A 26,189-nucleotide genomic window follows, 5' to 3' on the forward strand; every position below is an offset into this window, starting at 1 on the left:
GTCTTACCGCCGACCACCCTACGTCGGTAAGGGTCGCCTACCCTCCGCCGTTCGTATGATGGACGCGTTTCTGAGACGGCCCGGGCCGTACGTTGCCCTACCACGATCGCTTACCCCGTCTCGTCTCTGGTCGACAACGCTCCCGTTCGCTTACCCGTGTCCGCTTCAGGTTGTCAGACGCTCACGACTTCAGGTAGGTGAGCACGGCCAGCACCCGCCGGTGATCCCCCTCACTCGGTGAGAGCCCCAGCTTCAGGAAGATGTTGCTGACGTGCTTCTCCACCGCACCGTCGCTCACCACCAGCTGCCGGGCCACCGCCGAGTTCGTCCGGCCCTCCGCCATCAGCCCCAGCACCTCGCGCTCCCGGGGGGTCAGCCCCGCCAGGACGTCCTGTTTGCGGCTGCGGCCCAGCAACTGCGCCACCACCTCCGGGTCCAGCGCGGTACCGCCCCCGGCGACCCGCACCACCGCGTCCACGAACTCCCGGACGTCCGCCACCCGGTCCTTCAGCAGGTACCCCACACCCCGGCTCGACCCCGCGAGAAGCTCGGTCGCGTACTGCTCCTCCACGTACTGCGAGAGCACCAGGACCCCGAGGCCCGGGTGGCTCTTGCGGAGCCGCACCGCCGCGCGCACCCCCTCGTCGGTGTGCGTCGGAGGCATCCGCACGTCCGCCACCACCACGTCCGGGAGCTCTCCCGCCGCCGCGAGGTCCGTGATCGTCTTGATCAGCGCCTCCGCGTCCCCCACACCCGCCACCACGTCGTGCCCCCGGTCGGTCAGCAACCGGGTCAGGCCCTCCCTCAGCAGGACCGAATCCTCGGCGATGACGACCTTCACCCTTGTCTCCACGCTCTCCCGGCCCCCATGTCATGCGTGCTTTTCCGTGGGACCAGCATCCCAGCAAACCACTCCCCAGAGTGACGGGGCGCCCCGTACGACCCGGCGCACGGCACGCGCGCACGCTTCGGCCAGGCCATCCGATCCCCTTCCAGGACCGGGTCCTCCGGGGCCGGCGCTTCGGAGGCGGGAGGGGAACGGCTGTGGGGTGGTGGTGGGGCGGGACAGGCCGGGGGAGGGGGTGGGGTGGGGGTGGAGCCCCGTGGGCCCACGGGTGGTCGGACCGGGACCGGAACCAGTACCGTCCCGGTCCGGCGGCGCCCCTGCAACCCCGGTCCGGCCGGTCCGGTGCGGCACTGGACCGGACCGGGCGCCCAGTGGCGTCAGCTGCGCCAGGGGAGCTCCGCCGTGACCCTGGTGGGTCCCGCGGCGGGGGAGTCGATGACCAGAATGCCGTCCACCGCGTCGAGCCGTTCCGCGAGCCCCGCGAGCCCCGAGCCACCGCTCACGCTCGCCCCGCCCACCCCGTTGTCCGTGACCTGTATGAGCAGTCGGTGCTCCACCCGCCACACCTCCACGGTGGCCCGGGACGCCCGGCTGTGCTTGCTGATGTTCTGGAGGAGTTCCGAGACGGTGAAGTAGGCGATGCCCTCGATCGCGGGCGCCGGACGAGCGGGCAGGTCCACCTCGACCGTCACCGGCACCGTGCAGCGGGTGGCCACGGAGGAGAGTGCGGCGTCCAGCCCTCGGTCGGTGAGGACCGCCGGGTGGATGCCCCGGGCCAGGTCCCGCAGCTCCTGCAGCGCCGTCTTCACCTCGCCGTGCGCCTCGTCCACCATCCGCGCGGCGGCCTTCGGGTCCTCCGCCAGCTTCTCCCTGGCGAGCCCGAGGTCCATCGCCAGGTTGACGAGCCGGGCCTGGGCGCCGTCGTGGAGGTCCCGTTCGATGCGGCGCAGATCGGCGGCGGCCGTGTCGACCACGACACCCCGGTCCGACTCCAGCTCGACCACCCGCGAGACCAGCCGGGACGGGCTCAGCAGCGCCAGCACCAACAGCCGGTCCACCATCGTCAGGCCCCTGACCACCCACGGGGTGACCAGCGTCAATGCCAGGCCGACCAGCGACGTCATCGTCACCTCGAAGACGTTGTCGACGGCGACCGTCCGCTCCCCGGCGGACACCAGCAGGATGCCGTCCTGGTCCAGGTACGTGGGGAACGTCCAGTGCCACAGGGGGTAGCTCAGCAGCCCCAGGGAGACCGCCCACAGCGTCACCGCCAACGAGAACGCGAACACCGCCCAGGGGAAGTGCAGCACCATGTACAGCAGGTTCCGCCAGGAGGAGCCGCTCTTGAAGACCGCGCCGACCCACCCCATGAACCCCGGCCGGGCCGCCCGCAGCGGCTCCGCGTTCCCGATCTCCATACCGAGCAGCGTCCGGGCCCGGCCCCGCTCCAGCGCGGCGAAACCCCGGGCCGCCGAGAGCGTCGCGGCGAGGACCGGTACGCCGAGGAAGGTGACCAGGAGCCCCGCCCCCAGCGAGAGCATCGTCACCGCGAAGACGAACATGACGATGCTGAGCGGCAGACTCAGCAGGACGTACCCGAACTCGCGCCAGGTCCGCGCCTCGAACGGTGCCCGCAGCCCCGCCGGGAGCAGATGCCGCCGCCCCTCCTCAGGGAGACCGAGACGATCCCGCCGCCCGTACTCCTGCCCGTACTCCGTGGCCATCCTCGCCGTCCTTCTCGTCGGTCCCGCTGCTCGTCCCGTCTGCCCGGCGTGGCCACGGTGTCGTCCCGCTCCCGCCCGCCGACCGCCCGTCCGGGCGGCCCGCCGCAGTACCTCCAGACTCCTCGCACCGGCCGTCCCGCACCATGTGGCACGTCTCCGTTTCCGACCGGGGGTTTTCCCCACCCCCGGAGCTCGGCCAGCCCCCGACCGCCCCGTCGCCACACGGGTCGGGACGCTCGCCGGGGGTGCTTGACGGCCCTGAGCGGCTTGACCGTCTTGAGCCTCAGGAAGGTGCTCTCCACTCGGGGCCCCCGCCCCCACCCCCTCCCCTCCCTCCCCTCCCTCCCCTTCTCCCCGTCCCCAGCTCCAGGGCTCTGTTGTGCCCTGTCCCCGTGGCCGTCCCGGGGCACTGGGTCGGCCGGGTCGGACACCCCGCCGATCCGGATCCGGCACCCGTGGGTTCCCCGAGCGGCCTTGCCTGGCCCTTGAGGCCCACGGCGGAGAGCGGCGCGCCCTACTTCCCGCCCCGGCCCGTGGCACTCGTGGGTTCGCGGTCCCGCCAGGGCAACTCGGCGGTGACCGTCGTCGGCCCCCCGGCCGGGGAGTCCACCACGAACAGCCCGTCCACCGCGCCCAGCCGGTCGGCTAGCCCGGCCATCCCCGTCCCGCCGTCGAGGCTCGCGCCGCCTACCCCGTCGTCCGTGACCTGGATGAGCAGCCGGTTCCCGGACCGCCACACCTCCACCGCGGCGGACCGCGCCTTGCTGTGCTTGCTGACGTTCTGGAGGAGTTCCGAGACGGTGAAGTACGCGATGCCCTCGATCGCCGCCGCCGGACGACTGCCCAGATCCGTCGTCACCCGCACGGGCACCGTGCAGCGGGTGGCCACGGAGGAGAGTGCGGCGTCCAGCCCTCGGTCGGTGAGGACCGCCGGGTGGATGCCCCGGGCCAGGTCCCGCAGCTCCTGCAGCGCGAGTTTCACCTCGCCGTGCGCCTCCTCGACCATCACCGCGGCCATGTCGGGGTCCTCCAGCAGCTTCTCCTTCGCCAGCCCCAACCCCATCGCCAGGTTGACGAGCCGGGCCTGGGCGCCGTCGTGGAGGTCCCGTTCGATGCGGCGCAGATCGGCGGCGGCCGTGTCGACCACGACACCCCGGTCCGACTCCAGCTCGGCGATGCGCCGCTCCAGTTCGTCGGACGGCGCCAGCAGCCCGCGCACCATCATCCGGTCGGCGTTGGCCAGCGCCCGCGCGATGTAGGGCAGCACCGGCCACAGCGCGACCAGCGAGATCAGTGTCACGGAGAAGGTGAACACTCCCCACGGCATCCGTATCAGCCCGTAGAGAGCGGTCCGCCAGCCCACCGGGTCCGCCAGGCATATCCGCAGCCGGCCCGCCATCGAACGCCCCTTCAACGGCAGCGGGCTGGGTTCGTCGACACGGACCTTCAGCAGTCTTCGCGTCCGGGCCCGTTCGGCCTGTCCGAACCGGCGGGCGCCCGACAGGCCCAGCGCCAGCAACGGCAGCCCGATCACCGTGACCGACAGGGCCGCGCCGATCGACAGCGCCGCCACCATGTACACGAAGCCCAGCAGGCTCAGCGGCAGGTTCAGCAGCAGATGGGTGATCTCCTGCCAGGTCTGTGCCGCGTACGCCGGGCGCACGGGGGGCGGGGCCTCGTCGGCGCCCTCGGCACCGGCCACCGGGTGGGACGCGTCGGTCACGCCCCGGCTCCGGGTGAATGGGGTCATTCGTGCGGTCATGTCTAGAGCGTGCCTGGTCACCGTGGGTCGGCGCCATGTGGTGCGCCGCCTTCTCAAGCTGTGGATAACCCCACCCTCGGTTTCTGACCCCCAACCTTGGTCCCCGACAGCCGGGACGTGAGACCCCGACCACACCCCTCCCCCTCTCCTTCCCCTCCCCTCCTCTCCTCTCGGCCTCCCCGCAGCGCGCCGAGCGGTACCCGGCGCACCGAACGGCCTCCCCCGGTGCCGGAACCGTCCGCCGGGCCCGAACGGCGCCCCACCGGACCGCCCCCGAACCGGCCACGCCCCGCCCCCGAACCGGCCGCGCCCCGGCCCCCGGACCAACCCGCGGACCCGACCGAACCCACCGGTAACCGGTCCGTGACCCCGCGCGGCGGCGTCCGACCAGTGGCGGGCTGCTTACCGTCCCCTTAGCAGGGCCTAGACTCCCGTGCGTAGAGAACGCAGTGAACGTCGAGAACACCGCGCACCACTGGCGTCCCGCCCGCTCCGCCGCCCGGCGCCGGGGTCCGGGCGGCCACGGGCGCACGAGGCAGGGAGCGAGGGGTGGACGTGCCGGAACCGACCGTTCTGGCGGAGGGCTCGGAGAGCTACTTCCAGTCGTACTCCGTCGTGGGACTGCTCGCCCTGGTGGGTGTGCTCTTCGTGGCGGTCGCCTTCGGCGCCGGGCGGCTGCTGCGCCCGGTCGTGCCGACGCCGGAGAAACTCCTCACCTACGAGTGCGGTGTGGACCCCGTCGGCGAGGGCTGGGCGCACACCCAAGTGCGCTACTACGTGTACTCGTTCCTCTATGTGATCTTCGCCGTGGACTCGATCTTCCTCTTCCCGTGGGCCACCGTGTTCGCGGACCCGGGGTACGGGTCCACCACGCTCGTCGAGATGTTCGTCTTCCTCGGCTTCCTCGCCGTGGGCCTGCTCTACGCGTACAAGAAGGGCGTCCTGACATGGACGTGACCCCGCCCGCGTCCGCCGCGGGCTCCGCCGCTCCCGTCCCCCCGTCGGCGTCCGGACCGGTGCCGCTGCCCGAGCCCCGGCGGCTCGGTACGCTCGCCCGGCTCGCGCCCGAGCCCATGAAGGTGGTCCTCAACTGGGGCCGCCGCTACAGCCTGTGGGTCTTCAACTTCGGGCTCGCCTGCTGCGCCATCGAGTTCATCGCCGCGTCGATGTCCCGGCACGACTTCATCCGGCTGGGAGTCATCCCCTTCGCGCCCGGCCCCCGCCAGGCCGACCTGATGATCGTCTCCGGGACCGTCACCGACAAGATGGCCCCGGCCGTCAAGCGGCTGTACGAGCAGATGCCCGAACCCAAGTACGTCATCTCCTTCGGCGCCTGCTCCAACTGCGGCGGTCCGTACTGGGACTCGTACTCCGTCACCAAGGGCGTCGACCAGATCATCCCCGTCGACGTCTACGTGCCGGGCTGCCCGCCCCGTCCGGAGGCGCTGCTCCAGGGCATCCTCAAGCTCCAGGAGAAGATCGCCCGCGAGTCCCTGGGGGAGCGGTACGCGACCGGTGGCCGTCCGTCTGCCGCCGCGCTCCAGAGCGATCTCGTCCGGCCGCCCGCCGGGAAGGGGAACGCCGGATGACCGGCTGGCTGCCCGCGCCCGCCACGGAACTGTTCGGACCGGAGGCCGTGGCCGACGAGTCCTACGACGTCCTCACCGTGGACGTTCCCGCCGCCGACTGGCTCACCGCGCTGGAGACCGCCCGGTCGGTCCTGGGCTGCACCTTCTTCGACTGGCTGAGCGCCGTCGACGAGGCCGACGCCGGGTTCCGGGTCGCGGCCCACGTCGTCGCGCTCGACCCGGTGCGCCGACTGCTCGTCCGGACGACCGTGCCGCGCGACGCCGCCGCCCTGCCCAGCGCCGTCGGCGTGTACGCGGGCGCGGCCTGGCACGAGCGGGAGACGCACGAGATGTTCGGCGTCGGCTTCACCGGCCATCCGGGGCTGGACCCGTTGCTGTTGCCCGAGGGGTTCGAGGGACACCCGTTGCGCAAGGACTTCGTCCTCGCCGCCCGGGTGGTCAAGGCGTGGCCCGGCGCCAAGGAGCCGGGAGAGGCCGAGCACGGCGGACCGAAGCGCCGTCAGATGCTGCCGCCGGGCGTGCCCGACCCCAATGAGTGGGGGCCCCTCAAGGGGACGCTGCCGCCCGCCCCGGCCCGGGGCGCGGGGCGTGCGGGCGCGGCGGGACGCGCCGGAGCCGCCGGGCGCGCCGCCGGTGAGCGCCCGGTGCGCCGGGCCCGGACGGTCACCGCCGGTTCGGCGAGCCAGCGCGACACGACCGGAACGCCTCCGGAGACGACGACCGGCGGCCCGGACGCTTCCGGCCCGGCCGCCCGGACCGCCCCCGGAGCTGGTACCGACGCCACCCCGGGTGCCGTCACCCCGGACGCCTCCGGTCCCACGGCGCGACCGGCCCGCAGGAGCCGTTCCGCCTCCGCGGGTTCGGCTTCGCAGCGTGCCGCCGGTACGGCGTCCGCAGCGGATCGGCCCGATGCGGGAGAGCCGGTGGAACCCGTGGAAGAGGGCTCCGCCCCAGGGGAGTCCACCCTCCGGGACGCCCAGGGTGCTCAGGGTGCTCAGGACATCCGGGGCGACCAAGGAGCCCCGGGGGCGGCCTCGCCCATCCGGACCCCGGACGGCTCCAGGACCCCGCGCGGCTCCGACGCGCCCTGGCACCACGCGCGTCCGGCCTTCGACGAGGACGGAACGGAACCCCCGCCCCGGCGCTCCGGAACCGGGAAACCGACGACGTCCGCCGATGCAACGGACCTCACAGGCCCCACGGAACCCGCCAAACCGGCCCAAACCGCGAAACCGGCTGAGTCCACGGCCCCCGCCCCCGAAGACCCCAGCCCCAGCCCCACGCCTGATCCCGATCCCGGTCCCGATTCCGGTTCCGATCCCGACGCCGGCACCCCAGGAGGCCCGCAGTGAACGACGTGCTCGACGTCGCCCTGCGACTCCTCGTCGTCTTCGCGCTCTTCCTCGTCCTGCCGTTGGTCATCGGACAGACCGAGCACAAGGTGATGGCGCACATGCAGGGCCGTCTCGGCCCGATGTACGCGGGCGGCTTCCACGGCTGGGCCCAGCTCGTCGCCGACGGCGTCAAGTTCGCCCAGAAGGAGGACATCGTCCCCGCGCGGGCCGACCGGCGGATCTTCCAGCTCGCCCCGGCCGTCGCGCTGCTCCCGTACCTCCTCGTCCTCGTCGTCGTCCCGGTCGGACCGGGGGAGGGCGCGGTCGGGGTGGTGCTGGACGCGGGCGTGTTCTTCGCCCTCGCGATCATGGGCGTTAGCGTGCTCGGCTCGCTGATGGCCGGCTGGGCGTCGGCGAACAAGTTCTCGCTGCTCGGCGGGTTGCGCACGGCCGCCCAGCTGCTCGCCTACGAGCTGCCGATGCTGCTCGCCGCCGCCTCCGTGGCGATGGCGGCCGGAACGGTCTCGCTGCCCGGCATCGTCGACGCGTTCGAGTGGTGGTGGCTGCCCTGGCAGCTCACCGGCGCGCTGGTGTTCTTCATCGCGGGGCTCGCGGAGCTCCAGCGGCCGCCGTTCGACATGCCGGTGGCCGACTCCGAGATCATCTTCGGCGCCTACACCGAGTACACCGGACTGCGGTTCGCGCTCTTCCTGCTCGCCGAGTACGCCGGGATCGTCGTGCTGTGCGCGCTGACCACCGTCCTCTTCCTGGGGGGCTGGCACGGGCCGTTCGGCGCCGACGACCTCGGCTGGGTGTGGACCCTGCTGAAGGTCTCGGTGCTCGCCTTCGTCGTCATCTGGCTGCGGGTGAGCTACCCCCGGCTGCGCGAGGACCAGCTCCAGCGCCTCGCCTGGACGACGCTCGTCCCCCTCGCCCTCGCCCAGATCGCCCTCACCGGCGTCGTCAAGGTGGTGATGTGATCATGGCGCAGTCGCCGAAGGACGCTCCACGCGCGTTCCCCGGATCCGGTCTCGCCAAGGGGCTGGCCGTCACCCTGCGGACCATGACCCGCAAGTCGGTCACCGCCCAGTACCCCGACGTCCAGCCCGAACTGCCGCCCCGCACCCGGGGCGTCATCGGACTGTTCGAGGAGAACTGCACGGTCTGCATGCTGTGCGCCCGCGAGTGCCCCGACTGGTGCATCTACATCGACTCCCACAAGGAGACGGTGCCGCCCGCCGCCCCCGGCGGCCGGGAACGCAGCCGCAACGTGCTCGACCGCTTCGCCATCGACTTCTCGCTCTGCATGTACTGCGGCATCTGCATCGAGGTCTGCCCCTTCGACGCGCTGTTCTGGTCCCCGGAGTTCGAATACGCCGAGACGGACATCCGCGAACTCACCCACGAGCGGGACAAGCTCCGCGAGTGGATGTGGACGGTGCCCGCGCCGCCCGCGCTCGACCCCGCCGCCGAGGAGCCGAAGGAACTGGCCGCCGCCCGCAAGGCCGCGGAGAAGCTGGCCGCCGAAGCCGAAGCCGAAGCCGCCGCTGTGGCCGAAGCCGCCCGCCCCGGGAACGTCACCGACTCCGGGACCGGAAGCGACACCGGAACCGGGAACGCCGCCGGTGACGACACCGCCGCCCCCGGGCAGGAGGGAACCCGGTGAGCCCCGTCACGACGTTCGCCGCCCGGACCGCCCAGGAGGGGTTCCTCTCCCCGACGGGCGTCGAGATCGCCTTCCTGCTGGTCGGCGTGGTCACCCTCGGCGCCGCGGTGATCACGGTCACCACCAAGCAACTGGTGCACGCCGCGCTGTGGCTGGTGGTCGCCCTCGGCGGGATCGCCGTGGAGTACCTGCTGCTCACCGCCGAGTTCATCGCGTGGGTGCAGGTCCTGATCTACCTCGGTTCCGTCGTCGTCCTGCTGCTGTTCGGGCTGATGCTCACCAGGGCCCCCATCGGCCGCTCCCCGGACGCCGACTCGGGCAACCGCTGGGTCGCCCTGGCGGTCGCGGTCGCCGCGGCGGTCACCCTGGTGTGGGTGGTCGTGGACGCGTTCCGCACCACCCGCCTCGCCCTGGACGGCACCGTCCACGGCTCCACCGGGACGATCGGCGCGAGCCTCTTCCAGCACTGGGTCCTCCCGTTCGAGGCGCTCTCGGTACTGCTGCTCGCCGCGCTGGTCGGCGCGATCGTCCTGTCGCGCCGCAAGGGGATCCCCGAGGAGCCCGCCGCCCCGGCCGTCCCCCGGCCCCACGCGCCCCGCCCCCTCACCAGGGGCACCGCCCCCCGGGCCAGGGCGGCCACCCACCCGGCCCCGACCGCCGGGGCCACCGGGTCCGCGCCGGTCACCGAGCCGGCTTCCGCCACCGAGCCGACCCCGGCCACCCCGCCCGCCCAGGAGCCGACGACGCCCACCACCCGGCGGACGGCACCCGCCGGGGAAGCCGAGGCATCCGCCACCGAACCGACGGCCCCCGCCACGAGGCCCATCGCTCCCGCCACGGAACCGACGGCATCCGCCACGCTGCCGACCGCTCCCGCCACGGAACCGACGGCACCCGCCGAGGGGGCCACCGCTCCCGCCACGGAACCGACCGCGCCCGCCGCCGACCCGTCCGTGGCCCCCGGGGCACCCGGAACCCCCCGGACGGAGACCGACTGATGCACCTCGCCTATCCCGCGGTCCTCTCCGTCCTCCTCTTCTGCATCGGCCTGTACGGGGTGCTCGCCCGCCGCAACGCGATCCTGGTCCTGATGTCCGTGGAGCTGATGCTCAACGCCGTCAACCTCAACCTCGTCGCCTTCGACGTCTGGCTCAGCGAGGCCGCCCGCGACACCCTCCACTCCGGCCAGGCGCTGACCCTGTTCATCATCGCCATCGCCGCCGCCGAGATCGGCATCGGCCTGGCGATCGTCCTCGCCGTCTACCGCAACCGCGGCACCTCCGCCATCGACAAGCTCCGCGACACCGCCGAGACCGGCCCCGGCCCGGACGGCGGTCCGGACGGCGCCCCGGCGGCCCCCATCACGGCACCCACCCCTAAGGCCGCCGCGTGACCACCACGACCCTCGCCGTACTCGTCCCCCTGCTGCCGTTCCTCGGCGCGGTCGCCGGACTGTCCCTCGGCCGCACCGCCCCCGGCTTCGTCCGCCCCCTGGCGGTGCTGCCCACCCTGGCCGCGCTGGTCCTGGCGGTGCTCGTCGCCGCCCGGCAGGGCGGCGGGCGGACCATCGAGGCGGCGACCCAGCTCACCCCCACCGGCTCGGTCCCCGTCGACCTGGCGCTGCGCCTCGACGGCTTCGCCGTGCTCGTCGCGGTGCTCGTCGGCGTGGTCGCCACCTGCGTGCAGATCTACTCCACCGCCTATCTGCGCCACGACCCGCGCTACCCCTCGTACGCGGCCCTCGTCTCCCTGTTCACCTCCGCGATGTTCCTCGTCGTCTACTCGGGCGATCTGATGGTGCTGCTGGTGGGCTGGGAGGTCATGGGCGTCTGCTCGTACTTCCTGGTCGGCCACTACTGGGAGACCCCCGAGGCCCGGTCCGCCTCGCTGAAGGCGTTCCTGATCACCAAGCTCGGTGACGTCCCCTTCCTGATCGGACTGTTCGCGCTCGCCGTGGACGCGGGCTCGTTCCGGATCTCCACCGTGCTGGCCACCGTCGCGGACGGCGGGCTCGACCACCCCACGGTGATCGCGCTGCTGCTGCTCGCGGGCGTGGCGGGCAAGTCGGCGCAGTTCCCGCTGCACACCTGGCTGCCCGACGCGATGGCCGGTCCGACGCCCGTCTCCGCGCTGATCCACGCGGCGACGATGGTCGCGGCCGGTATCTACTTCGTCGCCCGGCTGCTGCCCGTCTTCGCCGCCTCGGCCGCCGCGCTCACCGTGCTCGCCGTGATGGCCGCGGTGACGATGGTCGGCTCCGCGCTCGCCGCGCTCGCCCAGGACGACATCAAACGCGTCCTCGCCTACTCGACCATCGGTCAGCTCGGCTATCTGACCGGCGCGCTCGCCGTCGCCGACCCGGGGGCCGCCGTCTTCCACCTCCTGTCGCACGGCGCCTTCAAGGCGCTGCTGTTCCTCGGGGCGGGCGTGGTCATCCACGCCGCGGGCACCAACTCCCTGGCCGCCATGTCCAGGATGCGGAATCTGCGCGCCCGCGTACCGGACGCCTACTGGACGATGACCGTGGCGCTGCTCGCGCTCGCCGCGATCCCGCCCTTCAGCGGCTTCTTCTCCAAGGAGGCCGTCCTCGTGGGCGCCGAGCACGCCGCCCACGGCGACACCGCGGGCGTCCCGACCGCCGCCGGATGGACCGTCCTCGCCGCCGGACTCCTCACCGCCCTCCTCACCGCCGCCTACGCGGCCCGGCTGTGGCTGCTCGCCTTCCGGGGCCGGGGCACCGACGAGGTCCCCGACCACGGCAGGCAGCCGCTGCCCATGACCACCGTGCTGTGGGTGCTCGCCGTGCCCTCCCTCGGCTTCGGACTCGCCGCGGGCGTACTGCCCGACTGGTTCGGCGGCGCCTCCCTCACCCCGACCCTCACCACCTCCGTCCTCGGCACCGGCGCCGCCCTCGTCGGCGGACTCCTGGTGTACGGCACCTGGCGTCAGACCGCCGCCGCGACCCGCGTCCCCCTCGACCCGGCGCCCGCCCACCCCGACGCCGACGGCTCGCTCGTCGAGGCGGAGGCCCTCGCCACCCACGAACGGGCCTACGGGTACCTGGAGGCCACGCCCGACGCCGCCGACCCCGGACGGGTGCTGCTCGGCCCGCTGCACCGCCACGCCGCCACCGGCTTCCACCTGGACGCCGTCTACCGGACGCTGTTCGTCCGGCCCGTCCTCGCGGGTGCCCGGCTGGTGCGCTTCCTGGACCGCGAGGTCGTCGACACCTACGTCCGGGGCGCGGCCGCCCTGCCCCGCTGGCTCGGCGCCGCCACGCGCCGCGCCCAGACCGGCAACACGCAGACCTACCTCAGCGTGCTGCTCGCGGGCACCGTCGTCCTGGCGATCGCCGCCGTCCTCGTCGCCACCGCCGGAGCGTGAACCGCAGTGATCGATATCAACGAGTCCGTGATGCAGTTCCTCCTGGCGTTCGTCGTGGTCGGCCCGCTCCTGGGCGCGGTCGCCGCCCTGCTGCCCGCCCCGCCCGGACTGAAGGGGAAGTCCCCCGAACAGGCGGTGCTGCGGCACGGCGTCACCGTCACCGGCGCGGTCCTCCTCGCCGCCCTGGTCCTCGCGCTGGGCTTCGACCACGACCAGCCGTCGAAGATGCAGGCCACCACCGACATCAGCTGGATCCCCGCGCTGGACGTCCGCGTCCACCTCGGCGTCGACGGCATCTCCCTCCCCCTCCTGGTCCTCACCGCGCTGCTGACCTTCCTCTGCGCTCTGTACAGCTACGGGAAGCCGCCCTCGGGCCCGTCCCCGAAGGCGTTCACCGCCCTGGTGCTCGTCCTGGAGGCGGGCACCCTCGCGTCCTTCGCCGTGCTGGACCTGCTGCTGTTCTTCCTCGCCTTCGAGATGGTCCTCGTCCCGATGTACTTCCTCATCGCCCGCTGGGGCGGCGACGGCCGCGCGGCCGCCGCCTGGAAGTTCGTCCTCTACACCCTGCTCGGTTCCGTGGTCATGCTGCTCGGCCTGCTCCTGATCGGGCTCAGGGCGGGCACCTTCGACATGGTGGCACTCGCCACTGACAACGGCGGCTCGCTCAGTACGTCCACGCAGGTCATCGCCGTTCTGGCGGTGGGCATCGGATTCGCCGTCAAAACGCCGATGTGGCCGCTGCACAGCTGGCTGCCGGACGCCCACACCGCCGCCCCCACCGTCGGCTCGGTGCTGCTCGCGGGCGTCCTGCTCAAGATGGGCACCTACGGCTTCGTCCGCATCCTGCTCCCCGCCGCCCCCGACGGCGCGCACGTCCTCGCCCCGTACCTCGCCGCGTTCGCCGTCGTCGGGATCATCTACGGGTCCCTGGCCTGTCTGGCGCTCGCCCGGCCCGGCGCGGGCGGCGACCTGAAGCGGCTGATCGCCTACTCGTCCGTCGGACACATGGGCTTCGTCCTCCTCGGCATCGCCACCCTCACGCCCACCGGGGTCAACGGCGCCCTCTTCGCCAACATCGCCCACGGCCTCATCACCGGCCTGCTGTTCTTCCTGGTCGGCGCCCTCAAGGACCGCACCGGCAGCACCGACCTCGACACCCTCGCGGGGGACACCGGCGGCGCCCTCTACGGCACCGCGCCCCGCCTCGGCGGGCTGTTCGCCTTCGGCGCCGTCGCCTCCCTGGGACTGCCCGGACTCGCCGGGTTCTGGGGCGAGATGCTCGCCCTGTTCGGCGCCTTCGACCCCGCCGACGGGCTCAACCGCCCCGCGTACCTGGTCTTCATGGCGTTCGGCGGGCTCGGCACCCTGCTCACCGCCGCGTACCTCCTCGTCGTCGTCCGCCGCCTCTGCATGGGCGTCCCCGAGGAGCCCACCGGCTCCGGGACCCCCGCCTTCCCGGACGTGCGCCGCCACGAGTACGCCGCCTGGGCCCCGCTCGTCGCCCTCACCGTCCTCGCCGGACTCTGGCCCGCCCTGCTGCTGGGCCTCACCGACCCGGCCGTGCAGCAGCTCCTGGCAGGAGGCAAGTCGTGACCGTCGCCGCCCCCGACGGCGCGAAGCTCGTCCAGTCCGTCGACTGGGTCGCCATCGCGCCGCCCACCATCACCGCGGTCGCCGCGCTGCTCGTCCTGGTGGCGGACCTCTTCGTGCCCGAGCGCCGCAAGAGCCTCCTCGGCTGGGCCTCCGCCGGAGCCCTCGCCCTCGCCGCGCTGTCCCTGCTGCCGCTCGTCGGCGACGACCGGGGCACCTTCTGCCGCCGGTCCGCCCCGGACACCTGCAGCTACACCGCCGACCAGTTCACCCTGGCCGTCCAGCTCCTGGTCATCGGCGGCGCCCTGGTGGCGGTCCTCCTCTCGGTGACGCTGCTCAAGGACGACGCGGACGGCGCGGACCGGGCGGACGGCACCTCCCGCGCGCGGGTGCTGCCCGACGGCGAGTACTGGTTCCTGCTGCTGTGCTCCGCCGCGGGCGCCGCGCTGCTGCCCGCCGCCCGTGACCTCGCCACCCTCGTCGTCGCCCTCGAAGTGGCCTCACTGCCCGCGTTCGCCCTGGTGGGACTGAAGCGCGCCGACCGGATGTCCTCCGAGGCGGCCCTCAAGTTCTTCCTGTCGTCCGTCGCCGCGACCGCCGTGACCCTCATGGGCGTCAGCTTCGTGTACGCGACCACCGGCAGCATGTACCTCACGGAGATCGCGGACGCCCTCGCGCGCGTGGACGGCCAGTTCGCGACCCTCGCGCAGACGGGCGTCGCCCTCACCCTCGTCGGCTTCGCCTTCAAGGCCGCCGCCGTACCGTTCCACTTCTGGGTGCCGGACACCTACGTGGGCGCGCCGCTGCCCGTCGCCGCCTATCTGTCGGTCGTCGGCAAGGCGGTGGGCTTCACCGGACTGATCCTGGTCACCGTCATCGCCTTCCCGCCGTACACCGAGCTGTGGGGCCCGGCGCTCGCCGTCCTCGCCGCGCTCACCATGACGATCGGCAACGCGGCGGCCCTGCGGCAGCTCCCCACGCGCGCGTACGGCGCGGTGCGCCTGCTCGCCTGGTCCTCCGTCGGGCAGGCCGGTTACCTGCTGGTCCCGATCGCGGCGGCGGCCTACGCGGAGGACGGCGAACGGGCCGTCGGCGCCACCGTGGCGTACGCCCTGATGTACGCGGCCGTGAACCTCGGCGCCTTCGCGGTCGTCGCGCTGGTGGCCCGCACCCGGCCCCTCAACCGTCTCGACGACTACCGGGGCCTGTACGCCGAGCGCCCGCTGACCGCCCTCGCCCTGGCGTTCTTCCTGCTCTGCCTGGCCGGGCTGCCGCCGGGGATCGTCGGGCTGTTCGCCAAGGTCACCGTCTTCTCGTCGGTGGTCGACGCGGGCCTCGGCTGGCTCGCCGTGGTGATGGCCCTGAACGTCGTCATCGCGCTGTACTACTACCTGCGCTGGACGGCGTTCCTGTTCCGCCCGGCCGCCACCGGGGCCACGGAGACCACGGGAGCGTCCGGCGCCTCGGGCGTTCCCGCCGTCCCGGGTGCCCCTGGAGCGCCCGTGACGGCCCCCGTGGCCGCCGCGACGGGCACCGCGGCCGTCCCGGCCCCGCTGGCCGTCGCGATCGTCCTGACGGCCGTCCTCGGCCTCGTCCTGTCCGGAGCCCCCCAGCTCGTCCTCCGCTTCTCGGACACGGTCCTGTTCTGACCCGCCGGAACGCCCCGGCACCGCCCCGCCACCCCGCCCCGGCCCGTCCGGGCCGACGAACGGGGCGACGGGCGAGGCGGTGCCGGTGCCGCGCGCCCGTCCCGCCGCCCCCGCCGACACTGATCCGCCCCGCCCGCCGACACCCGTCGGCCCCGTCCCGCCGACGCCCCACGGCCCGTCCGGCGGGTCGCGGGGGCCCCGGACCGTCACCCGGTCGGCCGACACGCCCGGCCCCCGGCGCCGGGGAACCAGACCCGTCCGCCTGGCGTTGACCAGTACGGGAGGGTCCACTGGACCGTAGAGAAGGGCCTCGGCGGCACCACCGCAGCGGAGCGCCGAGGAGCAGAGGGTTCCCCTGCCGCACCACCAGGAGGGCTTACTGTGCACCGCCGACACAATGGGCTGAAGACCGCCGTCCTCCTCGGAGGGCTGTCGGCGCTCATCATCGTCATCGGAAGCCTCTTCGGGCGCACGGGACTGATCGTCGCCGTGTTCGTCGCCCTGGGCACCAACGCGTACGCCTACTGGAACAGCGACAAACTGGCTCTACGCGCGATGCGCGCCCGCCCGGTCAGCGAGTTCGAGGCTCCCGCGCTCTACCGGATGGTCCGCGAGCTGTCGACGCAGGCCCGGCAGCCCATGCCACGGCTCTACATCTCGCCCACCGAGGCGCCCAACGCCTTCGCGACCGGCCGCAACCCGCGCAACGCGGCCGTGTGCTGCACCGAGGGCATCCTGCGCCTCCTCGACGAACGCGAACTGCGCGGGGTCATCGGCCACGAGCTGAGCCACGTCTACAACCGCGACATCCTGATCTCCTCGGTGGCGGGCGCCCTCGCCTCGGTGATCATGTTCCTGGTCAACTTCGCCTGGCTGATCCCGATCGGCCGCTCCGACAACGACGAGGGCCCGGGCCTGCTCGGCATGTTGCTGGTCATGATCCTGGGGCCGCTCGCGGCGTCCGTGATCCAGCTGGCGATCAGCCGTTCCCGCGAGTACGAGGCGGACGCCTCCGGAGCCCAGCTGACCGGTGACCCGCTCGCCCTGGCGAGCGCCCTGCGCAAGCTGGACGCCGGGACGAAACAGCGGCCCCTGCCGCCCGAGCCGCGCATCGAGACGGCGAGCCACATGATGATCGCCAACCCGTTCCGACCGGGCCAGGGGGGCCTCTCCAAGATGTTCTCCACCCACCCGCCGATGGCGGAGCGCATCGCCCGCCTCGAACAGATGGCAGGACGACACCAGTGAAGACCATCCTCAACATCATCTGGCTCGTGCTCAGCGGCTTCTGGCTCTTCCTGGGCTATCTGCTGGCGGCCTTCCTCCTCTGCATCACCATCATCGGCATCCCGTTCGCGGTGGCCGCCCTCCGGATCGGGGTCTACGCCCTGTGGCCCTTCGGGCAGCGGGTCGTGGAACGTCCGGGCGCGGGCGCCCCGTCCTGCGTGGGCAACGTCCTGTGGCTGGTCCTGGCGGGCTGGTGGCTGGCGCTGGCGCACATCGTGACGGGTGTCCTCCAGTGCGTCACGATCATCGGCATCCCCCTGGGGCTCGCCAACTTCAAGCTGATACCGGTCTCGCTGATGCCCCTCGGCAAGGAGATCGTCAGCACCGACCAGCCGTTCGCGGGCCGCTGGTGACATCGGCCCGGTGACGGTGACGGGCGCCCCGTACCGACCGGCGCCCGCCGCCCCGGTACGCCGACGGCCCCCGCCACGTCCAGGAAGGACGCGGCGAGGGCCGTGGGACACGCCCGGAGCCACGGGGCGCGGCACGGGTCGGCGGGCGAGCGGCTTCCCGGCCTGGAGACCGTCCCGGCCGGGAGCCGCCCGGGGCGCCGTCCCGGCGGACTGCCGGTGGTCGCTGACTACCGGTAGTTGACGAACTGGAGCGCGAAGTCGAAGTCCTGGCCCTTCAGCAGGGCCTGGACCGCCTGGAGGTCGTCCCGGCTCTTCGAGCTGACCCGCAGCTCGTCACCCTGCACCTGGGCCTTGACGCCCTTGGGGCCCTCGTCCCGGATGATCTTCGCGACCTTCTTGGCGTTCTCCTGGGAGATGCCCTCCTCGATGGAGGCGAAGATCTTGTACTCCTTGCCGGAGAGCTGCGGCTCGCCCGCGTCGAGCGCCTTGAGGGAGATGCCGCGCTTGACCAGCTTGGTCTGGAACACGTCGAGGATGGCGTTCACCCGGTCCTCGGAGTTGGCCTCCATCAGGATCTTCTCGCCGGACCAGGAGATCGACGCGCCGACGTTGCGGAAGTCGTAGCGCTGGGAGATCTCCTTCGCGGCCTGGTTGAGGGCGTTGTCGACCTCCTGCCGCTCGACCTTCGAGACGATGTCGAAACTGGAGTCGGCCATGTGCTGTGGCTCCTTGAGTCGGGGTGCGTGGGAGCGGCCGCGGGGCCCGGACCGCATCCGCAAAGCCTAGCCACCGCTCCCGCCCGGAGTGCCGCTCAATCGAGTGGCGGAGCACCCCCGTGGATCGGGTATCGTTTACGTCGTCGCCAGGGAGAACAGCGGTAACGCCGATCTCTCCAGCGACATCCCAGGCGGTGTGCCCGAGCGGCCAAAGGGAGCAGACTGTAAATCTGCCGGCTCAGCCTTCCCAGGTTCGAATCCTGGCGCCGCCACACTGGGTAAGAGAACCCCTTGATCTCGCTTTCGCAGCGGATCAGGGGGTTCTTTCGTATCCCCGCATGCCCGCATCCCCTCTGAACAGGCATGAACCCGTCAGATAGGCTGCCGCCCTCCCACAACGGCGTCCTCCTGACGAGGTGTGCATGAAGACGAGCAGACGAACCGTCGCGGCGGTCACGGTCATAGGCGCGCTGGGGCTCTCCCTGCTGAACGCGCCGACGGCCCAGGCGGCGGACACCGGCATCACCGTGTCGGACATCGTCGTCAACAAGGGGCGGCCGATCGTCGTCGGCACCTCGAAGGTGGTGCAGCCGTCCGTCAGCTTCAAGATCGACTTGCCGCCCGGGTACGGCACCGACGACGCCTCCCGCTACAGCACGGACCCCTTCCTGTACCACAGCGACATCAGGAGGGCGGCCGAGACCGGGGACAACTACATCGGGGCGGCGAGCTACACCTGCTACGAGCTCGGCCCGCAGCGCGCCCGCTGCGAGGGCCGTCTCCACATCGACCCGCACCCCTCCCAGGAGCACGTCGACTCCAACGGCGACGCCAGGACCTGGAAGACCGCCTTCCTACTCCAGCTGTGGAAGGCCAACGGCAACCTGAAGGCCGAGGAACTGGAGACCAAGTCCGTGACCGCCCGGCTCCAGCGCGCCGCCAAGGTCACCGCCAACGCCTCGCCGGAGCCGGTCGCCCGGGGCCGGGCGATCACCGTCACCGGCAAGCTGACCCGGGCGGACTGGAACACCAAGAAGTACGGCCCCTACGCCGACCGCAAGGTCAGCCTCCAGTTCCGGGCCAACGGCACCGACACCTTCAAGACCGTGAAGAAGGCCACCACCAGCCGCACCGGCGCGCTGAGGACCACGGTCACCGCCTCGGTCGACGGCTCCTACCGCTGGGTGTACTACGGCAACTCCACGACCGGTGTCGCCACCAGCGCGGCCGACCACGTCGACGTGCGCTGATCCGCGTACCCGCCGACGTGCGCTGACCCCGGCCGCGGGCATGCCGGAGAGCGGGGTCCCCACGTGCCGCCACGGACGTGGGGACCCCTCCCGGCGGCCCTCGTCGCCCCGGAGGGGAGTCCGCCTCACGCCGCCCCCGGCCGCCGGAGGGGACGAGCGGCCCCCTGACGGCATGGGCCGCACGCCCCGCCCACCCGGCGGACGCCGCAGGGGCGTGCCGAAGACCGTTGTCAGTGGTCCGGGGCACACTGGTGGGATGTCCTCGCGTCGCAGAGCGTGCCCCGAGTGCCGCCGTGAAATCGCCGTCGTGGCGGGCCGCTTCGCCCGGCACGACCCACCGGGGGCGCGGGGCGCCGGTTCCCTGCTGTCCTGTCCCGGCTCGCGCGCACCCGCGGGCATCGGGGCGGCCCAACCCCAGCTGGACGGCTACGTGGTGCCGGAGTTCCCCGGGCAACTGCCCCTCTTCTGAACCCCGGGCCACGGGCCTTCGGGGAACGCGCGGGGCCCGGATCGCCGGGCCCGCCCGTCAGCCGCCGGACCCGTACGCCGGCATGCTGCCGGACCCGTACGCCAACAGCACGCCCCCAGACCCGTGCGCCAGCAGCGCGCCCCCAGACCTGTACGTCAGCCGCCCCAAACCCGGGCGTCCAGCGATCCGGCCCCTGGAACCCACCGCCCCGCGTCCGGACGACGCCCGCCTCCGCGTCCCCCGCCCGAAGGCGTCCCTGGCCCCGAGCCCGGGGCACCCGCACCCCAGGCGCCCCGCACCCCGCGCCCGAGGACGACGCTCAGTTGCCCGCGACGCCCTTCACCGCCACGGACACCGGCACCTGACCTCCGATCAGCTCCAGCGTCAGCCCCGCCGTCGCCGGGGTGTCCAGCAACTCGGCCAGCACGGCGGCGACGTCGTCCCGTGTCACCGCGCCCCGCCCGGTGGACGCCTCCAGCCGGACCCGTCCGGTGCCCGGGTCGTCCGTGAGCGCGCCCGGCCGCAGCACGGTGGCGTCCAGCCCCGTCCGTCCCAGCACGTCGACGTCGGCCGCGCCCTTGGCCCGCAGATACGCGTCGAACACCTCGTCGCCCGGGTGTCCGGGATCGGCCCGCATCGCCGAGACGACCACGAACCGCCGCACGCCCGCGCGTTCGGCCGCGTCCGCGAGCAGCACCGCCGCGGCCCGGTCCACGGTGTCCTTGCGGGCCGCGCCGCTGCCCGGTCCCGCGCCCGCCGCGAACACGGCGGCGTCGGCGCCCGCCAGATGCCCGGCGACCTCCTCGACGGTCGCCGACTCCAGGTCGCAGACCACGGGTTCCGCCCCGGCCGCCCGTAGGTCGTCCGCGTGTTCGGCCCGTCGGACGAGCCCCACCACCTCGTCGCCCCGCGCGGCGAGCAACCGCTCCAGCCGCAACGCGATCTGACCGTGGCCTCCGGCGATGACAGTGCGCATATCCCGACGGTACGCCCCCGCCCCACCCCCGGCGACCGCGGCACCCCGCCCCGCGCGCCCCGTGTCCCGCCCCCGGGGGAAAGCCCGTTGGGCCCGCCCGGGTCACCCCGCCGTGGCATCCCGCCCGGGGGAGCGCCGGGCGTCCCCGGCCGCAACCCCGAGCCGCCTCCCTGCCCGTCCGCCTTTCCCGCCCGCAGCCCCGAGCCGTCTCCCCGCCCGTCCGGCTTCCCACCCGTCCACCCGGGCCGTGTTCCCGCTCGTCCGGCCTCCCCTCCTCCGGCCTTCCCGCGTGCACCCGTCCGTCCGGGCCGTCGCCTCACTCCTCCACCCGGAGCGGGCTCCTCCACCCGGAGCGGCTCCCCGCCCGCCGGCCGGGGAGCCAGCCGTCCCCGCTCCTCCGCCCGGAGCGCTCAGGGGCCGATCCAGGGCGCCCCAGGGCCGATCCGGGCCCCGGCGCGGGCAGCGGGCCCGTCTCCCCGCCCCTCGGGGCCGCCCCTCCACCCGGGCGCCGGGGCCGTCCCGGCCCCCCGCCGGGCGTCGCAGGGCCGCCCGCCCACCCGGGCGTCGCAGGGCCGCCCGCCCACCCGGGCGTCGCAGGGCCGCCCGCCCACCCGGGCGTCCCGGGGCCGCCCGCCCGGGGACGCCTCAGGGGCACCGTCCGCCCCGGGGTCACCCCCGGGCGGGCGGGCGCCCCTGCCGGGGCAGGTCCAGCGCAGCCGCCGCGGCCGAGTCGCAGTACTCCCGCACCGCGCTGGTCCGGGCCACCACCCGCCCCCGGTGGACGACCACCCGGCTGTACCCCAGGGACAGCACCGCCCCCAGCCGCTCCCCCCGCACCGCGAGCAACTCGGCGGGGAAGCCCGCCTCCACCCGCACCCCGGGCAGCCCGAGCGCCTCCCGGGCCTCCCCGCACACCGCCGCGTACGCCTCGTCCGGCCGCAGCCCGTACCGCGAGGCCAGCAGGAACGCGGCCTCCAGCGGATCGCCCCGCCCCACCGGGTTGCCGACGTCCCGCAGCGCCCCGCTGCCCGCCGCCACCCGCACCCCCGCCGCGCGCAGCAGCCGCACCGGCGCGGTCTCCCGGCGCTCGGCGCCCCCGCAGCCGCCCTGCGGCAGACAGACCACCGTGACCCCGGCCGCCGCGAGCCGGTCGGCGACCCGTCCGGCGGTCTCGGCGGGCAGCCGGGCGAGCCCGCCGAGGGGGCCGACGGTGACCCCGGGCCGCAGTCCGCCCGCCATCGCCGCGAGCCGGGCCAGCCGCGCCGGATCGTCCCCGTCGGTGTGGAGGTCGACGGCGCGGCCGTGTTCGGCCGCGAGTTCCAGCACGGTCTGCGCGTACCCGGTGGGGTCGGGGTCGAGGTCGGGGCAGCCGCCCACCACGGAGGCCCCCATGCCGAGCGCGTCCCGCAGCAGCGCGAGCCCGTCCGCCCCGGCGACCCCGGTGAGCAGCCGGGGCATGGCCACCACGGAGAGGTCGGCGAGCCCCCGCAGCGCCCGCCGGGCCCGCAGCACGGCCCCCATCGCGCCGAGCCCCGGCACGTCCCCCACGCGCACATGGCTGCGCAGCGCCGTGGCCCCGTGCCCGAGCTGGAGCAGCGCGGCCTCCGTCGCCCGCCGCTGGACGTCCCGGGCGTCGTACGAGACCGGGCCCCCGGTGTCCGCGGACAGGGCCGTGTCGCCGTGCGCGTGGGGTTCGGCGGGCGCGGGCAGCAGCAGGTACCCGCCGAGGTCGACCCGGGCGGCGGCGGCCGTGGTGAGGCTGCCCGCGGTGCCGACCGCCTCGATCCGGCCGCCGTCCACCCGGACGTCGACGGTCCGGCCGTCCACGAGCCGGGCCCCGCACAGCAGCAGCCCGGTGGCGTCGCCCCCGCCGCCCCCGCCCGCGCCGCCGGAGGGCCGGGGAGAACCGGAGGGCGGCTGCTGCGGCTGGCTGTCGGGCATCGCTCTCCCTGAGTGCTCGGCCGGGACGGCCTGCGTGATCACACAGCGTGAGTCGAGCGTAGGGCGGCGGCCCGTGCGCTCCGGGGAGGAGCGCAATAGTCGTACGGATTGTGGTGCGACGGACGCGCGCCCCCCGACCGGCCGTCCCCGACCGGCCCGCGCCTCCCCGTCCGGCCCTCCCGTCCGCCCGGCGCTCCCGGCCCGTCCCCGGGACGCCGACGGACCGGGCCGGACGGACCGGGAACGGACCGGAGACCGGAACTGACCGGAGACCGGGAACGGCATCCGCACCGGCACCAGGAGCGCCGGAGCGAGGTGGGTGCGAGCCCGGGCGCGAGGCCGGAGCGGGGGTCGGCGCGGGCCCGGGAAACGGCCGGTGACAGGCGTTCCGGGGCGGCCGGGGCGCACCGGGGGAAACGGCCGTCGACCCCCTTGCGTGCCCGTCGGGAAACGGATTTGGGCGAACGGCGGGCGACCGTGTAATGTCTTCATCGCTCGCCCCAATAGCTCAGTCGGCAGAGCGTCTCCATGGTAAGGAGAAGGTCAACGGTTCGATTCCGTTTTGGGGCTCTGGTGTGCAACGGTCTCCCGTCTTCGGACGGGGGTCCACCGCACATCAAAGCGGTGTAGCTCAGTCGGTAGAGCAAGCGGCTCATAATCGCTGTGTCACCGGTTCAAGTCCGGTCACCGCTACTGACAGTAGCCGATTGCGGGGTCGGTCCTTCGATCGGCTACTCTTTCTTGCGTTAATACCTTTCTATCCGTTCGTCAAGGAGCACTCACGTGGCTGCCACCGACGTCCGCCCGAAGATCACGCTGGCCTGCGTGGAGTGCAAGGAGCGGAACTACATCACCAAGAAGAACCGGCGTAACAACCCGGACCGACTGGAGATGAAGAAGCACTGCCCGCGTTGCAACGCGCACACCGCGCACCGCGAGACGCGATAACCAAGGCTCGTACACGAGGCCGTCCCCACGTTCCGGGGGCGGCCTCGTGTCGTTGTACCGCAGTAGCCACGCGAGTCCCGTGGCGTCCGGGCGGGGGGCACGCGGTACGGCGTGCCGCGCACCGCGCCGGGCGGCGGGACCGGAGACCAGGAGGTGCCGCGCCCATGGCGCTCGATCAGTCCTTCGTGGGGCGGAACTATCCGCCCACCGAGCCGTACGAGGTCGGCCGGGAGAAGATCCGGGAGTTCGCGGAGGCGGTCGGAGACCCCAACCCCGCGTACACCGACCCCGAGGCCGCGAAGGCGCTCGGCCACCCGGACGTGATCGCCCCGCCGACCTTCGTCTTCGCGATCACGTTCAAGGCCGCCGGAGAGGTCATCGCCGACCCCCAGCTCGGCCTCGACTACAGCCGGGTCGTCCACGGCGACCAGCGGTTCGCGTACCGGCGGCCCGTCCGGGCGGGGGACCGGCTGACCGTCACCAGCACCATCGAGGGCGTCAAGTCCCTCGCGGGCAACGACATCCTGGACATCCGTGGCGAAGTCCACGACGAGGCCGGTGAGCACGTGGTCACCGCCTGGACGAAGCTGGTGTCCCGCGCGGCCGAGGGGGCGTGACCATGACCACGAACACCACCACGCCCTCCTACGACGACGTCGAGGTCGGCACCGAACTGCCCGCGGCCTCCTTCACGGTGACCCGTGCCACCCTGGTGCGCTACGCGGGGGCCTCCGGGGACTTCAACCCGATCCACTGGAACGAGCGCTTCGCCAAGGGCGTCGGACTGCCGGACGTCATCGCGCACGGCATGTTCACCATGGCCGAGGCGATCCGGGTGGTCACCGACTGGACCGGCGACCCCGGCGCGGTCGTCGAGTACGGCGTGCGCTTCACCAAGCCCGTCGTCGTCCCCGACGACGACCAGGGCGCCACCATCGAGGTCACCGGCAAGGTCGCCGCCAAGCTCGACGACCGTCAGGTCCGGGTCGACCTGGTGGCCACCTCCGCCGGACAGAAGGTGCTGGGCATGTCCCGCGCGGTCGTACGGCTCGGCTGAGCCCGTCCCGCCCGCGCGTCCCGTCGGCCGCCGTCCCCCCCCGGACGGCGGCCGACGGCGCGTCCGGGCCCGTCCGGGGAGCGGCACCCGCCCGTCGCTCCCCCTGGTACCAGGTAGCAGGGGAGAACCATGGACCAGCAGACCGTCCGTCGCGGCGGCACCGCGTGGACCCTCGTGATCACCAGCGCCGCCGGATTCATGGCCTCGCTGGACAACCTCGTCGTCACCACCGCCCTGCCCGCGATCCGCGAGGACCTCGGCGGCGGACTCGAAGAGCTGGAGTGGACCGTCAGCGCCTACACGCTGACCTTCGCGGTGCTGCTGATGCTGGGCGCCGCCCTCGGCGACCGGTTCGGCCGCCGCAGGCTCTTCACCGTCGGACTCGGCGTCTTCACCGCCGCCTCCGCCGCCGCGGCCCTCGCCCCCGGCACCGGCGGCCTCATCGCCGCCCGCGCCGTCCAGGGCGCCGGAGCCGCCGTCATGATGCCGCTCACCCTGACCCTGCTCACCGCCGCCGTGCCCGCCGCCCGGCGCGGGGCGGCGCTCGGGATCTGGGGCGCCGCCAACGGACTCGGCGTCGCCCTGGGACCGCTGGTCGGCGGCGCGCTCACCGAGTACGCCTCCTGGCAGTGGATCTTCTGGCTGAACGTGCCGGTCGGACTGGTCCTGCTGCCGCTCGCCCGGCTGCGGCTGGCCGAGTCCCGCGCCCCGGGCGCCCGCCTCGACGTGCCCGGCACCCTGCTGGCCAGCCTGGGCCTGTTCGGGATCGTCTACGCCCTCGTCGACGGCAACGCGCACGGCTGGACCGACCCGTACGTGCTCACCTCGGCGGTCGGCGGGGCGCTGCTGCTCGTCGCCTTCGTCGGGTACGAGCGCCGCGCCGCGCGCCCCATGCTGCCGATGCGGCTCTTCCGGAGCCGGGCCTTCGCGGGGGTCAACGCGGCGGGACTGCTGATGTTCCTCGGGATGTTCGGCTCGATCTTCCTGCTGAGCCAGTACTTCCAGGGCGTGATGGGCTACTCGCCGGTCGAGACCGGGGTCCGGATGCTGCCGTGGACCGCGATGCCGCTGCTGGTCGCGCCGTTCGCCGGACACCTCTCCGACCGGATCGGGGCCCGTCCCGTCGTCGCCACCGGGCTGTTCCTCCAGGCCCTCGGACTGTCCCTGTTCGCGGTGACCGTCGCCCCGGACGCCGGGTACCCGGCCCACCTCCCCTCGCTGATCGTGGGCGGGGTCGGCATGGCCCTCTACTTCGCCCCGGCCGCGAGCCTGCTGATGTCCAGCGTCCGCCCCGAGGAGCGCGGCATCGCCGCGGGCGCCGCCAACGCGCTGCGGGAGGTCGGCGGGGCGCTCGGCGTCGCCCTGCTGGCCTCGGTCTTCTCCGCGAACGGCGGCTTCGGGACCGGACGGCGGTTCGTCGACGGACTGGTCCCCGCGCTGTGGATCGGCGTCGTCTCGGTGGGCCTGGCGGCCCTCGCGGTGCTCACCGTCCCGTCCCGCCGGACCCCGGCGGGTGACGACCCGGCCCCCGCGACGGGCCCGGCCGCCCGGGCCCGGACCGGCACCGGCACCGGGGACGGGGACGGACGCGGCAAGGACGGGGACCGCGAACCGGCCGGGGTCTGAAACCCCGCGCCCCGGGGCGTC

General features: G+C 73.6%; 23 protein-coding genes, 3 tRNA genes and 1 pseudogene. 21 read left to right on the forward strand and 6 right to left on the reverse strand.

The genetic code is table 11. From position 1 onward, the window contains the following. Nucleotides 1–181: 181 nt before the first annotated feature. The 3 genes from ACVWNX_RS20790 to ACVWNX_RS20800 all read right to left on the reverse strand — a co-directional run bounded on the left by ACVWNX_RS20790 (nt 182) and on the right by ACVWNX_RS20800 (nt 4,333). On the reverse strand, nt 182–841 hold the full coding sequence (locus tag ACVWNX_RS20790; protein WP_454414866.1) for a LuxR C-terminal-related transcriptional regulator: 660 nt from the start codon (nt 839–841) through the stop codon (nt 182–184). Nucleotides 842–1,224: 383 nt separating this feature from the next. After that, nucleotides 1,225–2,571, reverse strand: a complete 1,347-nt coding sequence (locus ACVWNX_RS20795) for a sensor histidine kinase (RefSeq protein WP_454408963.1) — start codon at nt 2,569–2,571, stop codon at nt 1,225–1,227. A 514-nt stretch (nt 2,572–3,085) separates the two neighbouring features. Then, on the reverse strand, nt 3,086–4,333 hold the full coding sequence (locus tag ACVWNX_RS20800) for a sensor histidine kinase (RefSeq protein ID WP_454408965.1): 1,248 nt from the start codon (nt 4,331–4,333) through the stop codon (nt 3,086–3,088). Nucleotides 4,334–4,888: 555 nt separating this feature from the next. Between ACVWNX_RS20800 and ACVWNX_RS20805 the strand changes: the two genes are divergently transcribed. From ACVWNX_RS20805 to ACVWNX_RS20860, 12 genes and pseudogenes are all read left to right on the forward strand, one after another. Further along, entirely contained in the window at nt 4,889–5,290 is a 402-nt protein-coding gene (locus tag ACVWNX_RS20805) for an NADH-quinone oxidoreductase subunit A (protein ID WP_454414867.1), read from the forward strand. Next, nucleotides 5,281–5,922, forward strand: a complete 642-nt coding sequence (locus tag ACVWNX_RS20810) for an NADH-quinone oxidoreductase subunit B (protein WP_454408967.1) — start codon at nt 5,281–5,283, stop codon at nt 5,920–5,922. Before ACVWNX_RS20805 ends, ACVWNX_RS20810 begins: the two co-directional genes overlap by 10 nt. Then, nucleotides 5,919–7,274: an NADH-quinone oxidoreductase subunit C gene (locus tag ACVWNX_RS20815; RefSeq protein ID WP_454408968.1), complete on the forward strand. Its 1,356-nt coding sequence runs from the start codon at nt 5,919–5,921 to the stop codon at nt 7,272–7,274. The genes ACVWNX_RS20810 and ACVWNX_RS20815 overlap by 4 nt, the downstream gene beginning before the upstream one ends. Further along, a complete protein-coding gene (locus ACVWNX_RS20820; protein ID WP_454408970.1) occupies nt 7,271–8,236 on the forward strand; it encodes a complex I subunit 1/NuoH family protein in 966 nt (321 codons plus the stop codon). Before ACVWNX_RS20815 ends, ACVWNX_RS20820 begins: the two co-directional genes overlap by 4 nt. A 2-nt stretch (nt 8,237–8,238) precedes the next feature. After that, a complete protein-coding gene (locus tag ACVWNX_RS20825; RefSeq protein WP_454408971.1) occupies nt 8,239–8,922 on the forward strand; it encodes a NuoI/complex I 23 kDa subunit family protein in 684 nt (227 codons plus the stop codon). After that, nucleotides 8,919–9,464: pseudogene (locus tag ACVWNX_RS20830) on the forward strand (NADH-quinone oxidoreductase subunit J family protein); the annotation flags it as partial. The gene ACVWNX_RS20825 and the pseudogene ACVWNX_RS20830, both read left to right, overlap by 4 nt. A gap of 455 nt (nt 9,465–9,919) precedes the next feature. Then, the gene (nuoK, locus tag ACVWNX_RS20835; RefSeq protein ID WP_454408973.1) at nt 9,920–10,315 is read left to right on the forward strand and encodes an NADH-quinone oxidoreductase subunit NuoK; all 396 of its coding nucleotides are present in this window, start codon (nt 9,920–9,922) and stop codon (nt 10,313–10,315) included. Next, nucleotides 10,312–12,306 carry an NADH-quinone oxidoreductase subunit 5 family protein gene (locus tag ACVWNX_RS20840; RefSeq protein ID WP_454408975.1) on the forward strand — a complete coding sequence of 665 codons (1,995 nt, stop codon included), beginning with the start codon at nt 10,312–10,314 and terminating at the stop codon, nt 12,304–12,306. Before nuoK ends, ACVWNX_RS20840 begins: the two co-directional genes overlap by 4 nt. A 6-nt stretch (nt 12,307–12,312) precedes the next feature. Further along, nucleotides 12,313–13,899, forward strand: coding sequence for a complex I subunit 4 family protein (locus ACVWNX_RS20845; RefSeq protein WP_454408976.1), 1,587 nt, complete (start codon nt 12,313–12,315; stop codon nt 13,897–13,899). Continuing rightward, nucleotides 13,896–15,545, forward strand: coding sequence for an NADH-quinone oxidoreductase subunit N (locus tag ACVWNX_RS20850; protein WP_454408977.1), 1,650 nt, complete (start codon nt 13,896–13,898; stop codon nt 15,543–15,545). The genes ACVWNX_RS20845 and ACVWNX_RS20850 overlap by 4 nt, the downstream gene beginning before the upstream one ends. 381 nt (nt 15,546–15,926) lie before the next feature. Next, nucleotides 15,927–16,793, forward strand: a complete 867-nt coding sequence (htpX, locus tag ACVWNX_RS20855; RefSeq protein WP_454408979.1) for a zinc metalloprotease HtpX — start codon at nt 15,927–15,929, stop codon at nt 16,791–16,793. After that, nucleotides 16,790–17,185: a YccF domain-containing protein gene (locus ACVWNX_RS20860; protein WP_454408980.1), complete on the forward strand. Its 396-nt coding sequence runs from the start codon at nt 16,790–16,792 to the stop codon at nt 17,183–17,185. Before htpX ends, ACVWNX_RS20860 begins: the two co-directional genes overlap by 4 nt. Nucleotides 17,186–17,412: 227 nt before the next feature. On the opposite strand, the gene ACVWNX_RS20865 is transcribed toward ACVWNX_RS20860, so the two are convergent. Then, nucleotides 17,413–17,901 (reverse strand): YajQ family cyclic di-GMP-binding protein, encoded by a 489-nt coding sequence (locus ACVWNX_RS20865; RefSeq protein WP_454408982.1) that lies wholly within the window; start codon nt 17,899–17,901, stop codon nt 17,413–17,415. A gap of 190 nt (nt 17,902–18,091) precedes the next feature. Here ACVWNX_RS20865 and ACVWNX_RS20870 point away from each other — a divergent pair. The 3 genes from ACVWNX_RS20870 (at nt 18,092) to ACVWNX_RS20880 (ending at nt 19,620) form a co-directional block, all read left to right on the forward strand. Then, nucleotides 18,092–18,173: transfer RNA gene (locus ACVWNX_RS20870), tRNA-Tyr, on the forward strand. 150 nt (nt 18,174–18,323) lie between these two features. Continuing rightward, on the forward strand, nt 18,324–19,151 hold the full coding sequence (locus tag ACVWNX_RS20875; RefSeq protein ID WP_454408983.1) for a hypothetical protein: 828 nt from the start codon (nt 18,324–18,326) through the stop codon (nt 19,149–19,151). A gap of 256 nt (nt 19,152–19,407) precedes the next feature. Further along, nucleotides 19,408–19,620, forward strand: a complete 213-nt coding sequence (locus ACVWNX_RS20880) for a hypothetical protein (RefSeq protein ID WP_454408985.1) — start codon at nt 19,408–19,410, stop codon at nt 19,618–19,620. 319 nt (nt 19,621–19,939) lie between these two features. Here ACVWNX_RS20880 and ACVWNX_RS20885 read toward each other — a convergent pair whose 3' ends face one another. Both ACVWNX_RS20885 and ACVWNX_RS20890 read right to left on the reverse strand, forming a co-directional pair. Continuing rightward, nucleotides 19,940–20,596 carry an NAD(P)H-binding protein gene (locus ACVWNX_RS20885; protein WP_454408986.1) on the reverse strand — a complete coding sequence of 219 codons (657 nt, stop codon included), beginning with the start codon at nt 20,594–20,596 and terminating at the stop codon, nt 19,940–19,942. Nucleotides 20,597–21,265: 669 nt separating this feature from the next. Further along, a complete protein-coding gene (locus tag ACVWNX_RS20890; protein WP_454408987.1) occupies nt 21,266–22,537 on the reverse strand; it encodes an amidohydrolase family protein in 1,272 nt (423 codons plus the stop codon). A 497-nt stretch (nt 22,538–23,034) separates the two neighbouring features. Between ACVWNX_RS20890 and ACVWNX_RS20895 the strand changes: the two genes are divergently transcribed. The 6 genes from ACVWNX_RS20895 (at nt 23,035) to ACVWNX_RS20920 (ending at nt 26,168) form a co-directional block, all read left to right on the forward strand. Beyond that, nucleotides 23,035–23,107, forward strand: a tRNA-Thr gene (locus ACVWNX_RS20895). A 50-nt stretch (nt 23,108–23,157) separates the two neighbouring features. Next, nucleotides 23,158–23,230: transfer RNA gene (locus ACVWNX_RS20900), tRNA-Met, on the forward strand. Between the two features lie 90 nt (nt 23,231–23,320). After that, entirely contained in the window at nt 23,321–23,485 is a 165-nt protein-coding gene (rpmG, locus tag ACVWNX_RS20905) for a 50S ribosomal protein L33 (protein WP_003948671.1), read from the forward strand. A 164-nt stretch (nt 23,486–23,649) separates the two neighbouring features. Then, nucleotides 23,650–24,102 (forward strand): FAS1-like dehydratase domain-containing protein, encoded by a 453-nt coding sequence (locus ACVWNX_RS20910; protein WP_454408988.1) that lies wholly within the window; start codon nt 23,650–23,652, stop codon nt 24,100–24,102. A 2-nt stretch (nt 24,103–24,104) separates the two neighbouring features. Then, nucleotides 24,105–24,542, forward strand: a complete 438-nt coding sequence (locus tag ACVWNX_RS20915; protein WP_454408989.1) for a MaoC family dehydratase — start codon at nt 24,105–24,107, stop codon at nt 24,540–24,542. A 129-nt stretch (nt 24,543–24,671) separates the two neighbouring features. Next, nucleotides 24,672–26,168 (forward strand): DHA2 family efflux MFS transporter permease subunit, encoded by a 1,497-nt coding sequence (locus ACVWNX_RS20920; protein WP_454408990.1) that lies wholly within the window; start codon nt 24,672–24,674, stop codon nt 26,166–26,168. Nucleotides 26,169–26,189: the final 21 nt, after the last annotated feature.

The sequence above is a fragment of the Streptomyces sp. JNUCC 64 genome, from assembly GCF_054484115.1.

What these genes read in the sequence shown, in the direction of transcription:
- ACVWNX_RS20815 (WP_454408968.1), top strand. Translation starts at nt 5,919, where the DNA reads ATGACCGGCTGGCTGCCCGCGCCCGCCACGGAACTGTTCGGACCGGAG.
- ACVWNX_RS20865 (WP_454408982.1), bottom strand. Translation starts at nt 17,901, where the DNA reads ATGGCCGACTCCAGTTTCGACATCGTCTCGAAGGTCGAGCGGCAGGAG.
- nuoK (WP_454408973.1), top strand. Translation starts at nt 9,920, where the DNA reads ATGCACCTCGCCTATCCCGCGGTCCTCTCCGTCCTCCTCTTCTGCATC.
- ACVWNX_RS20880 (WP_454408985.1), top strand. Translation starts at nt 19,408, where the DNA reads ATGTCCTCGCGTCGCAGAGCGTGCCCCGAGTGCCGCCGTGAAATCGCC.
- ACVWNX_RS20885 (WP_454408986.1), bottom strand. Translation starts at nt 20,596, where the DNA reads ATGCGCACTGTCATCGCCGGAGGCCACGGTCAGATCGCGTTGCGGCTG.
- ACVWNX_RS20890 (WP_454408987.1), bottom strand. Translation starts at nt 22,537, where the DNA reads ATGCCCGACAGCCAGCCGCAGCAGCCGCCCTCCGGTTCTCCCCGGCCC.
- ACVWNX_RS20795 (WP_454408963.1), bottom strand. Translation starts at nt 2,571, where the DNA reads ATGGCCACGGAGTACGGGCAGGAGTACGGGCGGCGGGATCGTCTCGGT.
- ACVWNX_RS20920 (WP_454408990.1), top strand. Translation starts at nt 24,672, where the DNA reads ATGGACCAGCAGACCGTCCGTCGCGGCGGCACCGCGTGGACCCTCGTG.
- ACVWNX_RS20875 (WP_454408983.1), top strand. Translation starts at nt 18,324, where the DNA reads ATGAAGACGAGCAGACGAACCGTCGCGGCGGTCACGGTCATAGGCGCG.
- ACVWNX_RS20800 (WP_454408965.1), bottom strand. Translation starts at nt 4,333, where the DNA reads ATGACCGCACGAATGACCCCATTCACCCGGAGCCGGGGCGTGACCGAC.
- ACVWNX_RS20910 (WP_454408988.1), top strand. Translation starts at nt 23,650, where the DNA reads ATGGCGCTCGATCAGTCCTTCGTGGGGCGGAACTATCCGCCCACCGAG.
- ACVWNX_RS20915 (WP_454408989.1), top strand. Translation starts at nt 24,105, where the DNA reads ATGACCACGAACACCACCACGCCCTCCTACGACGACGTCGAGGTCGGC.
- ACVWNX_RS20810 (WP_454408967.1), top strand. Translation starts at nt 5,281, where the DNA reads ATGGACGTGACCCCGCCCGCGTCCGCCGCGGGCTCCGCCGCTCCCGTC.
- ACVWNX_RS20825 (WP_454408971.1), top strand. Translation starts at nt 8,239, where the DNA reads ATGGCGCAGTCGCCGAAGGACGCTCCACGCGCGTTCCCCGGATCCGGT.